This is a genomic window from Flavobacterium tructae, assembly GCF_001853485.1.
Classification (GTDB): domain Bacteria; phylum Bacteroidota; class Bacteroidia; order Flavobacteriales; family Flavobacteriaceae; genus Flavobacterium; species Flavobacterium tructae.
In genome coordinates, this window is record NZ_MIKE01000022.1 from 763,993 (window position 1) to 781,930 (window position 17,938).

Sequence of the window (17,938 nt, forward strand, 5' to 3'; positions counted from 1 at the left end):
CGATAAGCTAAAGGCTTTTATTTTTTAACCAATTTAAATTTGTTAGCATTAAGGCTTCTCAGGATTTGCTTGGTTTCTTTCTGGAAATCAATATCATCTATCCTTTCAGCTTTGTTTTCTAAAAGCTGTGATAATAAATACTTAAAGTCGTTCATCAGGATTTCGATAAAACTTTGATTGTACAAATCGGTGTTGTAATTAATGTTATAGTACAGGTGATTTCCTATTTCTTTAACATTAATAAGCATGTCCAGTTTTGATCCTTTTTGATCCTGAACCACAATCTGATCCGTCTCTTCCTGTGTAAGCAGTAAATCTTTATTATTTTCTGCTGCTCCCGTATTGTGATAGGATATCATAATATCGTACAAAGGATTACGGCTGGTATCACCTTTTATGGTTAAATCGTCCAGCAAGTTATCGAACGGATACATTTGATGTTTCATATTCTCAAACATGGCTTCTTTAACCTTATCAAATATCTGGTCAAAATTGTCCTCCGGATTGATTTGATTGCGGATCACAATATTGTTAAAGTAAAGTCCGATTTGATTTTCAAGATCTACATGATCTCTACCCATAACCGGTGACCCGATGCTAATATCTTTCTGATTGGTATATCTGTAAAACAATATGTTCCAAACCGCTACTACTCCTGTAAATAAGGTTCCTCCTTTTGTTTTACAGTACGTTTCAAATTTTCTGGTGACCGTATCAGAAAGAAATGTTCTTAACGTTTGTCCATTATTGGTCATCACTTTTGGTCTTGCTTTCTGACTAGGGAAATCTAATACTCCTCTGTCTCCGGAAAGCGTTTGCAGCCAGTATTTTTTGTGCTGATCAAAAGCATTGTTTTCCAATTGCTGCTTTTGCCATACCGCAAAATCTTTGTACTGAATAGACAGGACCGGAAGCGAAGGCACCGTGTTATTTTTGAATGCGTTGTAAAATGCCAGTACGTCTCTCTTTAAGATGTTTATGGAAACTCCGTCTCCGATAATGTGATGCATGTTATAATAAAAAACATGTTTCTGATCGGATACCTGCAGTAATGCTATTCTTAACAAAGGCCCATCTGCAAGGTTAAAAGGCTGTAAAGTATCCTGCAGTATATAATCTGCTACAGCATTTTCAATATTTGCCTCTCCTCTGAAATCCTCTTCCTGGATGGTAAAGTCAATTTCTGAAGGGGCAATAATCCATTGTCTGACCTCAGCATTTTCTCCTTCTTTGAATATGGTACGCAATGTTTCATGACGCTCGATAACAGCATCAATGGCTTTCTTTAAAAGCGGAATATCGTATCCTTCTAAAGTAAGCTGCGCAGGCATATTATAAGAAGTATTATTTTCTCCCGACTGACTCAACACCCACATGCGATACTGACCGCTTGAAAGCGGATAATTCGTTTGTTTAGCGACAGGGGTGATTTTTTCGATTTCATTACTTTCAGCAGAAGCACCGAATAATAGTGGACAATGTTCCTCGATTGTTTTGTTGACAAATAAATCTCTAAGTTCCAACTTGATTCCGTACTCTTTATGGTATCGGGTAATAAGTCTTGTCAGTTTTAAACTGTGTCCTCCAAACTCGAAGAAATTATCGGTAACTCCTATACGTTCTCTGTCTAAAATTTCTTTCCAGATGGTTACCAACTGCTCTTCATTAGTATTGCGCGGCGCAACATAACCACTTGCATCTGTTCCTTGTGATGCCAGTTTTGGCAAAGCTTTTTTATTTACTTTTCCATTAGAAGTAAGTGGCATTTCATCCAGAGGGATGCATAAAGTAGGCACCATATATTTAGGAAGACTTTCTAAAAGATATCCTTTAAAATCTTCCAGTGTATAATTGTCTTTAAGGACTACATAAGCGACTAATTCTTTTGAATAAAACTGATCTTCATGTACAATAACTGCGGCATGATTCGCATACGGACAGATGTTTAAAGCTGCTTCTACTTCGCCAAGTTCAATTCTGAATCCTCTGATTTTGATTTGTTTATCGTTTCTTCCCAAATATTCTATATCTCCGCTTGAAAGTCGTTTGGCAACGTCTCCGGTTTTATAGAGACGTTCTCCGGGATTGAATGGATTAGTCATGAATCGTTCTTTTGAAAGTTCAGGACGATTTAAATACCCTCTTGAAACTCCGGCTCCTGAAACAAACAATTCTCCGGCAACTCCCATGGGTACTAATTCCATATTTTCATCCAGAATATAGCAGCTCATTGTTGGGATCGGTCTTCCGATATCACTTACATTAAGGTTAATTTCACGTGTACCGATCTCTTTAAAGGTTACGTGCACCGTTGTTTCGGTAATACCGTACATGTTGATCAGAGCACAATCCGGATATTGAGCCGCCCATGGTTTAAGAACTCCCGGTGTAAGTGCCTCACCTCCAAATATTACATAACGTACTTTCAAAGGATGTTTTTTGTCGATTACCTGCTCTTGTAAAGCATTGAATGCGGAAGGGGTCTGATTCAATACAGTTACTTCCTGCTCTGCTAAAAGATCTGCAAATGCTTCTGTATCTTTTGCAACCAGTTCAGGAACGATCACCAGTCTGCCTCCGTATAACAAAGCTCCGAATATTTCCCAAACCGAAAAGTCAAAACTATAAGAATGGAACAGGCACCATACGTCTTTTTCGTCAAAATCAAACAAAGGTTTTTCCGTAAAGAAAAGTCGTACTACGTTGCCGTGTTCAATCATTACACCTTTAGGCACTCCGGTAGTTCCTGAAGTATAGATTACATAAGCCAGGTTATCTAAAGGTAAGTCCAACTCTAAATTGGTCGTTTCATAAGCAGAAAGAAATGTATCTGCATGATCTAAATTTACCAGCTGAACAGGGATATCCAGTTTTACGGTTTCACTGCTTTTTGTGCTTACCAATACAATATTTGACTTACTGTCATTGAGTATAAAACTGATACGCTCCGTTGGGTATTCAGGATCAATAGGTACATACGCTCCGCCTGCTTTTAAGATTCCAAGTATTCCGATGATCATCTCAAAAGAACGGTTGATACACATTCCTACCATGACTTCCGGACCTACACCCTGCTCTTGTAAGTATCTGGAAAGCTGATTTGCTTTTTCGTTCAATACTTTATAGGTCATGTGTTTACCGTCTATAGTCAAGGCAACAGCATCGGGAGTTTTTGCCGCTTTTTCTTCAAAAATCTCCACTATATTCTGATCTGCCGGATAATCTACTTCAGAGGCGTTGTAAGCTTTGGTAAGCACTTCGATTTCTGCTGCACCCAGCATATTGAAATCTCCTATTGTAGTAAACTGCTCTTCGGCCATTTGACACAAGGCTGTTCTGAAATGTTCGGTAATCATCTGAACAAAAGCGGCCTCCATTATCGAACTGTTGAATGTAAAATCGATAACCAGTCTGTCTTTCAGCATAGGCTGAATCGAAAGTAAATAGTTGTTGTTTTCTTTCACATTTACACTCTCTATTTCTAAAACCGGTTTCTGCTTGCTGTCACTGCTTTTAGACGGATAGTTGGTAAACGATAATAAAGTGTCAAAACAATCTCCTTTTATTTCGTTCCATTGCTGAATTTTATTAAGAGACGTATGTTGGAAATTCCTAGCCGTTACAGATGTTTTCTGAAGCATTGCCAGAAAATCAGTAATCGTTTGATTCTGATCTATTTTTGCTCTTAACGGAATGGTATTGATATACAATCCTACTTTGCTGTCGTAATTGAGTTCAGCCGGACGTCCAGAAACGGTAACACCGTACACAATATCTTTAAAGCCAGTGTATTTTGACAATAAAATGGCCCAGACAGCCTGTGTTAAAGTATTAGGTGTAACATGTTGTGCTTTCGAAAAATCATTTATTTTTTGCGTTAATTCGGCATCAAAATCAATGGTAATACGCTCGTATTTTCCTTTTCCTTTGTTACGTTCGTGTAATGCTTTACAGAAAGGCAGTAATGAAGGTTCGTTAAAATCCTGCATATAAGTCTGCCAGAATTCTTTTTCTTCAAAGGCGTCTATCGCTTTGATATAATTGATAAAATCTTCGTATCGGTCTTCTTCCTGTGCCTCAGGTTCTGCACCGTGCATTAGGTTGGTGTACGCACGTATCACTTCCTGAATGATCACTTGCCCGGACCATCCGTCCCATAATACATGATGTTTTGTCCAGATCATTTTATAAGTACTCTCTCCAAACTTAGCCAGCGTGATACGCATTAAAGGCGGGTTTGTAAAACTAAAATCTTCGAATCGGTCTTCGTCTTTTAGTTTTTTAAATGTTATGTCTTTTTCCTGATCGGTATTCTCGGTTAAATCAACCAATCGCAACGGAACTTCTACTTCTTTGTTTACAAACTGAATCGGAATATTTACTTTATCATAAATAAAACCGGTTCTTAGGATAGTATGATTGTTAATGACATGCTGCCAGGCTTTTTTAAAGCGAACTACATCCAGTTTAGACGAAAAAGTAACATCAAACTGGGTATGATAAGTGGTATTTTCTTTTGCTCCGGTACTGTACAAATAGGTACTGTGAAATAAAATTCCTTCCTGAACAGGACTTAATCCGTACATAGAAGAAATGTTTTTTCGGTCCAGTTTAAAATCTTCTTTCTTTAAATAAGCAATAATATCGGCTTTGTTTTCTTTAATGAACGAAGTTATGTCCTGACGTTCGGTGATAATCTTAATATCAGAAGGTGTAAGTTTTCCTTCCTTTCCTAATAAAACTAAATCCTGTCCGTTAATTTTAAGCTGAAATCCAAGGTCTTTTAAGTTTTTTATGAATTTTTCCATGATTTTAAAAATATTTTCTTGTAACGTAGTCACTCTTTACTGTTAATATGAAATAATACGGTGCGTTATCGAATGGTAATCAGAATACGGCAATTCCTCTTAAGGTATCTTCGTATTCCGTAGCCGTTGTAAGGATACTTTCTATACTTTCTAAAAAGGAAGTGATGGTTTCAGCTTTAAAATAAAGATCATTATAGGTGAGTATAAAGTCAAAACTGTTTTCTCTTTCCTGTACTAAAAGATTAAGATCGTATTTTCCTAATCCCTGATTTTTATAGTTAAAAGGCTCTCCTTCTTCTTCGGTAACAGCATCGTATCGGTCGTATAAATACAAAACATCAAAAAGTGCTGTCCTGCTCATGTCTTTTTTAGGATTGATTTCTACAACCAGCTTGTCAAATGGAATTTCTTTATTGCTGTATGCCGTTTGCCAGGTATTGGCAACCACTGTGCAGGCATCTTCAAGTGTTCCATTTCTGTCCAGTACAGATCGTAACACTACCAGATTTTCTATGGGTCCTACGGTTGATTCTGTAAGATGGTTGCGCATGTTCATCAAGGTACCGATCACGATATCCGAAAGTCCTGAAAACTGAGCCAAAGCCATCTTATAGGCAGCTAAAGTCACCATTTGCGGACTAGTGCCATTAACTGCTGCAAAGGATTGTAAACCATCTTTATTAAAAGAAAAAGAGCTCGTTGCAGTTTGATAAATATGAACCGGAACGCGTTCTGAATCCGTAGGAAGATACAGCACCTGATTATCGGTTAACTGTTTTCTCCAAAAAGCAACCAAGCTTTCTGTTTCGTAAGGATCAACAGCTTGTTCCCATTCTGAAAAATCTTTGTATTGCATGGTAAATCCTAATGAATCTTCGGGATGCGAAACGAAACTTAAAAAATCTTCTTTGAGAATCTTAAGACTATAACGGTCTGCCACTACATGATGAAGTACAAATAGTATCCTGATATGATTTTCCAAACGTTCGAAATAGGCTTTTACTAATACTCCATTTTCAAAATCAAAGGATATCTTGCGCAATTCTTCCTGATTTTCTTTTAGATTAAGCTGTTCTTTAAGCAGCTTTTTTATATCCGTTTCTTCAGGGGTTGTAATGACTTGAAAAATCTGATCACCCTCTCTTACGATTTTGGTTCTTAAAACATCATGACGGTTGATCAATTGTGTAAAAGCACGATAAATTTCTTCGGTACTTACCTCTTTTTCTATTGTAAAACTCAATGGTATATTATGGTAAACTGGCCCTCCTTCGTAGAGATAATCTCTTTCGAAATGGTCGATGAACCACATCCTTTGCTGGTGATAGGATACAGGTAATTTCATATGTTATGGTATTAAATAGTGATAGTTATTAGGGTTCGTTATGAGTTTAGAATCTTAGTACACTTTCATCCTGAGATTCTTCGGCAATTTCAGATTCAAACAGAGCATCAAACTCTTTAAAATCTAATGAATCGCTTAATCCAAAATCGGAAGGGGTTAGTTCTCGGTCTTCTTTACTAATACAGTGTTCGATAAGCTGGGTTAAATATTCTATATACTTATCAGCCAGATTCTGAACGGTTTCTGATTGGTATTGTGCTTCGGAGTAATCCCAGGAAATTCTAAGTTCATTGGCCACAATAATTGCTTTTACAATAAATTTTTCTTCCAGTATAGAAGTTGGGCTGATATGATCTCCTCCGTATTCCGGAGCTGATGAAAAGACTGCACTTTGATTCAGCACATTATCGATTTGTCCCAAATAATTAAAGACAACATCCCATCCGCAATCTTTTAAAGAATGGCGTATTTCTTCAGACGAGTGTAAATAACGCAAACAGCCGTACCCCATTCCTTTGGTTGGAATCCTGCGCAATGCTTCTTTTACCGATTTAACAATATCGCCTTCCGTTTCGGCATTTTCTTTTGACAGGATCACCGGATATTTATTGGTAAACCATCCTGTAGTACCGCTAACATCAATGTCTTTCAGTACATTTTCTCTTCCGTGGCCTTCAAATCCTAATGCCAGTCGTTTTGTTCCCAGAACATCTTCAAAAGTCATTTGAAGTGCGCTTAACATCAAATCGTTGATTTCTGTATTATAAGCTGAATTGGCATCTTTCAACAGGTGTTTGGTATATTCCTGATTTAGAATTCCGATCTGAGTTTTCTTCGTTTGTCTGGTAGGCTTATTGGCCGAAAAATCGGTTGGAAGCGGCGTATAGTCGCTATTAATTTGCTGCCAGTACTCTAACTGAGATTCTATTTCTTCGGTCTCTGCAAAGTTTTTCAACTTATTGATCCAGTCTCTGAACGAATTGTTTTTGTTTTCCAGATACAGCTTTTCGTCTGTTGTTTCTTCTGTCAGCAGTGTTTCCAGATCGTCGATGATAAACCTCCAGGAAACTCCGTCTACCGCTAAGTGATGTGATACCATGAAAAATCGGTTGTAGGGTACAGCGTCTGGTGTTTCAATAAGAACAAAACGCGCTAAATCTCCTTTTTCAATATCCAGTGATTGTTGGTATTTTGCACAAATTGCCGTCACAGCTTCTGCAACATTCTTTTCATCATCGATCGTTTCTGTTCGATAGAAATTAACCGATTCTCCGTAAAACTGTTTCCATTCTTCCTGTCCCTGAACGATCTCTTTTTGGTATATTGATCGAAGCGAATCATGACGTTTGGCTATTAATTCAACTGTTTTTTCGAGTTTTTCTTTCGGGATCTTTTTATCGATGCTCAATAAAACGGCCTGATTAAAATGTGACAATACGGCTTCATTTCTTTCAAAAAACCATTGCTGAATTGGGGATAGAGGTACTTCTCCTTCTAAAATTCCCTGCTCGGCAGTACTAAACTCTTTGCTATTTCGTTCTGCAGCAACCGCCAGTTCTGCGATCGTTTGATAGTCAAACAAATCCTGAACCTGAACCTGATAACCTTTTTTCTTGGCACGACTTACTACCTGAATGACGATGATAGAGTCACCTCCGAGTTCAAAGAAATTATCCGTCACTCCAATTTCGTCAACATTAAGCAGGTTTTGCCAAATGGTAACCAAATCCTCTTCTGCTTTTGTGGTTGGTGCTACATATGTACGTCCCGTTGCAGCTGTAGGCTCCGGCAATGCTTTTCTGTCGATCTTTCCGTTTGAAGTCAATGGCATCTGATCCAGTACAACATACACCTGAGGAACCATATAATCCGGAACAACTCCTGATAGATAGGTTTTCAAATCAGCCTCTGAATACCCTTCTTCAACAACCAGATAACTTACCAATCGTTTAACTCCTGCAACGTCTTCTCTAAAAGAAACTTCATTCTGTACAACACCAGGATAGCCTTGTATCACACGACTGATTTCTTTTAACTCTACACGGTATCCACGAATCTTGACCTGATCGTCTACACGGCCTAAAAATTCAATCTCCCCTAAAGAATTTCTGCGAACTAAGTCTCCCGTTCTATATAAAACAGCACTTTTACCTGCTGCAAATGGATTGGCGATAAATTTCTCCTGAGTTAAGTCTTCACGATTCAGATAACCTTTCGAGATTCCTTTACCTCCCAATAATAATTCTCCTGAAACTCCAATTGGACATAGCGACAGATCACTGCTTACAATATAAGCTTCACTGTCTGAGAACAACTTCCCAACCGGAATGGTCACGTAATCAAAAGCAGGATCTACTTTGTGAAGCAATTTTCCAATCGTACTCTCGGTAGGACCGTAATGGTTTACAATCATCACATTTGAATCTTGTGCTGCGATCTCTTTTACATAAGACACCTGAAGTACGTCTCCTCCAAATATTATAGTACGTTCCGGCAATAACAAATCAGTATCGATGCGTAAAGCCTGCCAGTGACTTGGTACTATTTTGATACAATCAATTGGGTTGGCGTTAAAATATGCTTGTAGCTTCACGCCATCCATTAAAGTATCTTTATTGAATAAGTGCAAACATCCTCCGCTTAATAGAGAACCGTACAATACGGTATTTCCTAAATCGGCAGAAAGTGAAGACATTAATCCGAAACTTTTGTTGGCACTGATCGAAATCTTAGCTTCTAATCCTTCGTAATAGTCTACCAAATTCTTGTGACTTACCTGAACTCCTTTTGGCTGACCTGTGGTTCCTGAAGTATATACGACATAAGCAGTCGTATCTTCTGTTGCCAATGTTGAGAAGGTAACCTCCTGCGGAAGTGCCTGGATATCGGCATATTGAATATCGATAGAAAATATCGGAACTGAAAAATCAATTACATCAAATAAACTGCCGGATTCGATCAACAAACATTTTACATTGGCTTCTTGTACCATGTACAACTGACGCTCTTTTGGTAAGGAAAGATCAATTGGAACATAACCTGCTCCTGATTTTAAAATAGATACCATCGCCAGTAAAGACCAATTTGAAGTATCCATCATCATGGCAATCAAATCACCCTGTTTTAAATCATACGTTTGTTGATAGTAATACGCCAATTTGGTAGCAGCTTCATCCAGCTCTTTGTACGTCATACGGCTATCATTATAAACAAATGCAATCGCATCCGGAGTTTTGGCTACCTGCACTTCAAAGTGAGACAATACCGTTCCTTTTCCTGATAATGCATACTCAGGTGTGTTATAATCTACTAAAAGTGCCTGCTCTTCTTCGGCGCTAAGCATGGCCAGATTTCCTATTGATGAGGTATCGTCTGCTAAAATAGTGTCCAGCAAATTCTCGTAATGAGATCGGAATCCTGTAATCGTAGACGAATTGAAAAGTGCGCTGCAATAGTTGAATGAGAAAGAAATTCCTTCCGGACTGTCTTCTGCAAAAATGGTCAGATCGAACTTCGAAATGTCATAATCCATTGGCACAGACTCAATCGTTATATCACTAAATTCAGCAATTTTAGCTTCCGGATTGTTGTTTAAAACAAACAATATCTGGAATAAAGAACTTCTGCTTTTGTCTCTGGCTTTCTCTACACGATCGACTACTTTTTCAAACGGAACTGCGATATGATTGTACGCTTCTAAAGTGGTTTGTTTTACCGATTTCAGCACTTCATTAAATGTTGGATTACCGGATAAATCAGTACGTAGTGCCAAAGTGTTGACAAAGAATCCAATCATCGATTCTAATTCCTGCTGCGGACGATTGGCTACCGTAGTTCCAACACAGATATCAGACTGACCGCTGTAACGGTACAACGCTACTTTGTAAACACTTAGCAATAACATGAATAAAGTTACTCCTTCTTCTTTGGCGTAAGCTCGTAAAGCCTCACTGCGATCGCGATCTAATTTAAAGTTTATATAGTCTCCTATACTGCTTTGAACAGCCGGTCTTGCATAATCTGTTGGGAGTGCAGAAGGTGCTACTCCTGTTAATTTAGATTCCCAGTAATCTAATTTCTCCGCCAGATAATCTCCGGAAACCTCAGAACGCTGCCAAACGGAATAGTCGGTGTATTGGAAACTAAGTGCTGGCAATACCGCCTCTTTTCCTTCTGCATAGGAAGCATATAATGTTTTAAATTCATTAACGATAAGTGATGTCGACCATCCGTCTGTTGCGATATGATGACGAACCAATAATAAAATATGCTCTTCGTCTGATACCTTGATAATTGTAGCACGTAACATATAATCTTTAGACAGGTCAAAAGAACGGCTTATTTCGTCTTTGATAAAAGCTTTCTGATCGGCTACAGAAGTAAGAACAGTAAGATTCCAATGCTCTGAAGACTGAACTTTTTGATACGCTATTCCTTCTTTTTCTAAGTAAATAGTACGCAATGCCTCATGACGCTCTACAATTGTTTTTAAAGCTTGTGACAGATAATCAGTATTAAGAGCTCCTTTTAAGTTTAATAATACCGGTACGTGATAATTCTCACTTCCTTTTAATTTATCAATAAACCATAAACGTTCCTGAGCATAAGACAATGGAATGTCTGCCGGCAAGTCTTGTTTGACAACCAACGGAAGTGCAAGCGTATTGTCCTGACTTTCGATAAAAGAAGCCAAAGCAGCAATATTAGTATGATCGAATATATCGGTAATATTGATGGCAACATTAAGTGTCGTTTTAATCGCTGATAGTAAACGAACGGCAAGCAAAGAATGTCCTCCCAATTCAAAGAAATCATCCGTAACTCCTATCTGTTCTACATTCAATAAATCCTGCCAGATCGCAACCAGACCTTTTTCGGTTTCCGTTTCAGCTGCAACATATACACGTCCTTCTGTAACTGTAGGCTCCGGCAATGCTTTTCTGTCGATTTTTCCGTTTGAAGTCAATGGCATCTGATCCAGTACAACATAGACCTGAGGAACCATATAATCCGGAACAACTCCTGAAAGATACGATTTCAAATCAGCCTCTGAATACCCTTCTTCAACAACCAGATAACTTACCAATCGTTTAACTCCTGTAGCGTCTTCTTTGAATAAAACCTCATTCTGTACAATTCCGGAATACCCCTGAATTACACGACTGATTTCTTTTAACTCTACACGGTATCCACGAATCTTCACCTGATCGTCTACTCGTCCTAAAAATTCGATTTCTCCCAATGAATTTCTGCGAACTAAGTCTCCCGTTCTGTACAAAACCGTGCTCTTAGCTGTTGCGAATGGATTGGCAATAAATTTCTCCTGAGTTAAATCTTCACGATTCAGATAACCTTTCGAGATTCCTTTACCTCCCAGTAATAATTCTCCTGAGACTCCAATTGGACATAACGACATATCGCTGCTTACGATATAAGCTTCACTGTCTGAGAACAACTTCCCAACCGGAATGGTCACGTAATCAAAAGCAGGATCTACCTGGTGCAATAATTTTCCAATCGTACTCTCAGTAGGACCGTAATGGTTAACAATCATCACATTTGAATCTTGTGCTGCGATTTCTTTTACATAAGACACCTGAAGTACGTCTCCACCAAATATTAAAGTACGTGCCGGCAACAATAACTTGTTATTTATGCTCAGCGCCTGCCAGTGGCTTGGTACTATTTTGATACAATCAATTGGGTTGGCGTTAAAGTACGCTTGCAGTTTCACTCCATCCATTAAAGTATCTTTATTGAATAAGTGCAAACAGCCTCCGCTTAATAAAGAACCGTACAATACGGTATTTCCTAAATCAGCAGAAAGTGAAGACATTAATCCGAAGCTTTTGTTGGCACTGATCGCAATCTTAGCCTCTAATCCTTCGTAATAGTCTACCAAATTTTTATGACTTACCTGAACTCCTTTTGGCTGGCCTGTAGTTCCTGATGTGTACACCACATAAGCCGTAGTATCTTCTGTTGCCAATGTTGAGAAGGTAACCTCCTGCGGAAGTGTCTGGATATCGGCATACTGAATATCGATAGAAAATACAGGAACTGAAAAATCAATTACATCAAATAAACTCGAAGATTCAATAAGCAAACATTTTACATTGGCTTCCTGTACCATGTACAACTGACGCTCTTTTGGTAAGGAAAGATCAATCGGAACATAACCTGCTCCTGATTTTAGAATAGATACCATCGCCAATAAAGACCAGTTTGAAGTATCCATCATCATGGCGATCAAATCACCCTGTTTTAAATCATACGTTTGTTGATAGTAGTATGCTAATTTGGTAGCAGCTTCATCCAGCTCCTTGTACGTCATACGGCTATCATTATAAACAAATGCAATCGCATCCGGTGTTTTGGCTACCTGCGCTTCAAAGTGAGATAATACCGTTCCTTTTCCTGATAATACATACTCAGGTGTGTTATACTCTACTAAAAGCGCCTGCTCTTCTTCGGCGCTAAGCATGGCAAGATTTCCTATAGCTGAGGTACCGTTTTCTAAGATAGCAGTCAATAAGTTCTGATAATGTGATCTTAAACCTGATACGGTTGCAGCACTGAAAAGATCTGTACAATAGTTGAATGAAAAAGAGATTCCTTCCGCACTGTCTTCTGCAAAAATAGTCAGATCGTATTTGGCAATATTATAATTCATTGCCATTGGTTCGATGGTAATATCACTAAATTCAGCAACTTTTGCCTCCGGGTTGTTGTTTAAAACAAACAATACCTGGAATAAAGAACTTCTGCTTTTATCTCTTGTTTTCTCTACGCGATCTACTACTTTTTCAAACGGAACTGCGATATGATTGTACGCTTCTAAAGTGGTTTGTCTTACCGATTTCAGAACTTCATTAAACGACGGATTACCGGATAAATCAGTACGAAGGGCTAAAGCATTGACAAAGAATCCAATCATCGATTCTAACTCCTGCTGCGGACGATTGGCAACTGTGGTTCCGATACAAATATCAGACTGACCGCTGTAACGGTACAATAATACTTTATAAACACTAGATAATAGCATGAATAAAGTTACACCCTGCTCTTTCGCATAAGCACGTAAAGCCTCACTTTGATCGCTGTCTAACTTTAAACTGATATGGTTCCCGCGACTGCTTTGAACAGCTGGTCTTGCATAATCTGTTGGAAGTGCAGAAGGTGCTACTCCTGTTAATTTAGACTCCCAATACTCTAATTTTTCTGCTAAAACCTCTTCAGACAACTCGGTACGCTGCCAAACGGAATAATCCGTATATTGAAAGTTAAGCGTTGGTAAATTAGCTTCTTTTCCTGTTACATAGGAAGCGTATAATTCTTTGAATTCTTTAACGATTATAGATTCAGACCATCCGTCTGTTGCAATATGATGACGTACCAATACTAAAATATGTTCTGCATCTGATACCTTGATAATCGTAGCACGTAACATATAATCTTTCGATAAATCAAATGGTTTGTTTATCTCTTCGGCTGTAAATTCTTTATAATCTGCCACTCCCGAAACAACATTCAACTCCCAACGGTCTGAGGATTGTACCACTTGATAAGCAACACCTTCTTTTTCTATAAATATAGTACGGAGTGCCTCATGACGCTCTACAATTGTTTTTAAAGCTTGTGAAAGATAAGCAGTATTAAGATCTCCTTTTAGTGTTAATACCGTAGGCATATGATAATGTTCACTGCCTTTTAATTTATCTATAAACCATAAACGTTCCTGAGCATATGACAATGGAATATCTGCAGGTAAGTCTTGTTTACTTACCAAAGAAAATGTTGAGGCAGTATCTTGTTTTTCTATAAAAGAAGCCAGCTCTGAGATCGTCGGATTACCAAATACGTTTGTAATGGTAAGGCCAACGTTCATTACTTTCTTTGTTGCCGATATTAAACGTACTGCTAATAAGGAATGTCCTCCCAGTTCAAAGAAATTATCGGTAATACCAATTTGCGCTACATTTAGCAGATTCTGCCAGATGGCAACTAATTCCTCTTCTGTTTTTGTTCCTGGTGCTACATATTCATATTCTCTGCTAAATGTTGGATCCGGTAATGCTTTTCTGTTTACTTTACCATTTGATGTCAATGGAATTTCATCCAGTTGTACCATTATTCCCGGAATCATATACCCTGGAATGTGTTCTTTTAAATAAGCAACAAGATCTTCTTTTGTTTTATTCTCTTTAAAAACTACATAGGCTACCAATTCATTTACTCCGTAAGCATCTTCTTTCGCAATAACAACTCCCTGATGTACAAACGGACAGCTGTTGATAACGGTATCCAATTCTCCCAATTCAATTCTGTACCCTCTGATTTTTACCTGGCTGTCTTCTCTTCCCAAGTATTCTATAGTACCATCCTGAAGCCACTTTGCATTATCACCGGTTCTGTATAATTTTCCTTCCCCAAAAGGATTTTGCACAAATCGGTAAGCATTAAGTTCCGGAAGATTGATGTACTCTCTGGCTACCTGAACACCACCTATGTACAGTTCTCCTGTAACACCTTTAGGCTGTATGTTCATTTCGCTGTCCAGAATATAAATCTGAGTGTTTGCCACGGGAACTCCTATCGTAACACGTTTTAAATCTACCGCATTAAAAGGAACAATCCAGCTTGTCACATCGATTGAAGCCTCTGTAGGTCCGTATAAATTGCTCAAAACAACATTTGGCAATACTTTTTGAAAATCTTCTACCTGGCTTATTTTTAAAGCCTCTCCACTACATACCACATTTTTCAGACTGCTGCATTTAGAAACATCAATATCCAATAAAAATGCACTTAGCATAGAAGGTACAAAGTGAATCATTGTTACCCCATGTGCTGCGATCAGCTCTCTTAAATAATCGCTGTCTTTATGTCCTTCCGGTTTTGGAATTACTAATTTACACCCTGTCAATAATGGAAGGAAGAACTCCCAAACCGATACATCAAAACAGAAAGTAGTTTTTTGTATCAATACATCTTTAGCCGTTAAATTATAGTACTCCTTCGCCCATAACAGACGGTTCACCAAACCTCTTTGTTCGTTCACAACTCCTTTAGGATTTCCTGTAGATCCTGAAGTGTAAATTACATAAGCCGCATTCGTAACAGGTATTGCTACAGCGGGATTAGTTTTGGACTGATTGACAAGTACTGAATCCTGTTGATCAAGATTAAGTATCGTAGTCCCTTCCAGAAAATTAACTTTGTTGAAACTGTCGTTATTTACCAATACAACTTCTGCCTTAGTATCTTTAACAATGTACTCTATTCTTTCAACCGGGTAATGAGGATCAATAGGTGCATAAGCTCCTCCTGATTTCATAATACCCAACATTCCAATAACCATTTCAAAAGAACGTTCCATACACAATCCTACTATAGATTCTGTTGTAACATTGATACTGCGTAAATAATGAGCCACCTGATTGGCTTTTTCATTTAAAGCTGCATAAGTCATTTCTTCTCCTTCAAAAGCCAAAGCAACTCCTTCCGGATTATTAGCAACTTGTTCTTCAATGAGGTCTATAAGCGTAAGATCAACAGGGTAATTCGTTGCCGTAGCATTAAAATCCTGTACTAATTCTTTTTCTTCTTCCTGACTGATGTAGGTTAGTTTTCCAATAGGAGTTTCCGGTTGAAATAATACTTCTTCCAGAATTTGTTTATAGTGTCGTATTAATCCTTCGATCATTTGATATTCGTACACCTCGGTATTATAAGCAACATCTAAAACAAGGTGCTCTCCGGCTTCTCTGAAATTAAGCTCTACATCAAATTTTGAAACTGTTTCTCCTAAATCAAGAATTGCATCGGTTTTTGATGTTGGTATTTCGATCGTCACCTCATTTGCTGATGTATTCTGAAGCACTAACAAAACATCAAACACACTGCTTCTTCCTGCATCTCTTTTTATGTTTAAGTTTTCTACTAAACTGTCAAAAGGATACATTTGATGGTTAAACGCCTCCAGTGTCTGCTCTTTAATTCTCTTGTAAATCGAAGTAAAATTCTCCCCGGCCTCCACAGTATTGCGCAAGGCAAGAGTATTTACATAAAAACCAATCTGATTGGCTAAATCTGCATGGTCACGTCCTGCTACCGGACTACCTATAATAATATCTGTATCTGAGGTATATTTATGAAACAGAACATTGATCGTGGTTAGTAAACTAATAAAAGTACTGCCATTGTTCTCTTTTGTAAAATGCTGAAGCATCGCTGTTGTTTCCTTAGAAATATAAGCTCTTAAACTTCTTCCTTTATGTGTTTTCACAGAAGGACGACGTTTTTCTGAAGGAAGATCCAGGATTGGTAACTCACCCGAAAGACTTTCCATCCAATACGCTTTATCCTTGGTAGAAACCGCTGAATTTATCTGTACTGCCTGCCAGTTTGCATAATCTTTATATTGAATGGCAAGAGGTGCAAGATCAGGAGTAATCCCTTTTACAAAAGACTCATAAAATGCAAATACATCTTTTGATAATACATTCATCGACCAGCCGTCACCTATAATGTGGTGCATGTTGTAATAAAAAACATAAGTATCCTCTTCAGTCTGTAATAAACTTAGACGAAATAATGGTCCTTTTTCTAAATCAAACGGAACGAATGAATCTTCTTTGATATAACCGGATACACTGGCATCTTTATCTGCAACATTTCTGAAATCAACATAAGACAGCCCGAAGTTTACGTCTGTTGTTGGCTGCACGTACTGTCTCACATCACCGTTTTCATCCATTTTGAAAGTAGTACGCAAGATCTCGTGACGCTCTATAGTAGCGATTATCGCTTTTTGAAAGTATCCTATATCATAATTACCTTTTAAAATGGTACGCATAGGCATATTGTACACCTCAGACCCTCCTTCAAACTGACTTAAAGTCCAAAGACGGCGCTGTCCGGCCGATACTTCGTAACTTTCAGATTCAGAAACCGCAGAAATTGACTCAAAATTAAATTTCGCACTGTTTTTACTGCTTTTAAGTAAGGCGATAAGACGATCTTTATTGGTTGAAATATCATTTTTATCCTCTGCAGTAAGAGCTGCTGTATTTCCTGTTACTCTTAAATTTTCTTCTGAATCATCAAGAAAAATTTGTACTTCTTTATGGGATAAGCCGGTAATTATTGATTTGATATCTTTCATCGTAATAGTGTTTTCTAAATGCTTTATTTTTGAATTAATAACTGATATATTTAAAATAACCTATGTACAACACCAAACACATTGTTCTAAAAGACAATGTGTTGTGATGATTTACCAGGTAGTAAAACTAGATTTTGATGTGGTAAAAAAGGATTGAGATAAGAGATCTTTTACACTTTACAACAAGTACAAAAATCACTTTAATGATTAGCTCCATTATATAGGAGGCGATAATCTAATTGAAAAGAAAATCTAAAACCTATGCCTTTGCAAATACGTTTTCTTCCGGATTGGATAAATACGACAAAGGTATTATGGCTGATATATTCTGGCGCAATGAACTTAATCGTACGCTGATTCTGTGCTGATTGTCAACTCTGAAAACTTCACATTCCAAACCTGATAGTTCGCCATGTTCGATTTTAAGTTTATCGCCTATTTTTGGCAGTGCCGATTCGACTTGAACATCGGTCATATCTTTTCCCTGGGTAAAGAGTTTGATATAAGCGATTTCTTCTTCGGAAACTTTGCCGTATTCTTTGCCGAAAGACAAGTAGGAACAACCGCTCTCTACATTTAAAGCATCATGAAAGTCTTTGTTGTTTCTAATGTTTACAA

The 17,938-nt window shown here is 37.9% G+C and carries 4 protein-coding genes; all 4 read right to left on the reverse strand.

The features are described from left to right. Positions 1-17: 17 nt before the first annotated feature. Positions 18-4,808, reverse strand: coding sequence for a non-ribosomal peptide synthetase (locus BHE19_RS10910; RefSeq protein ID WP_070907123.1), 4,791 nt, complete (start codon positions 4,806-4,808; stop codon positions 18-20). A 79-nt stretch (positions 4,809-4,887) separates the two neighbouring features. Continuing rightward, positions 4,888-6,153 (reverse strand): condensation domain-containing protein, encoded by a 1,266-nt coding sequence (locus tag BHE19_RS10915; RefSeq protein ID WP_083342518.1) that lies wholly within the window; start codon positions 6,151-6,153, stop codon positions 4,888-4,890. Between the two features lie 46 nt (positions 6,154-6,199). Further along, complete coding sequence (locus BHE19_RS10920; RefSeq protein ID WP_070907125.1) at positions 6,200-17,320, reverse strand: non-ribosomal peptide synthetase; 11,121 nt, start codon at positions 17,318-17,320, stop codon at positions 6,200-6,202. A gap of 259 nt (positions 17,321-17,579) precedes the next feature. Then, positions 17,580-17,938, reverse strand: a 359-nt coding sequence (locus BHE19_RS10925; protein ID WP_070907126.1) for an antitermination protein NusG, incomplete at its 5' end; no start/stop codon positions are given.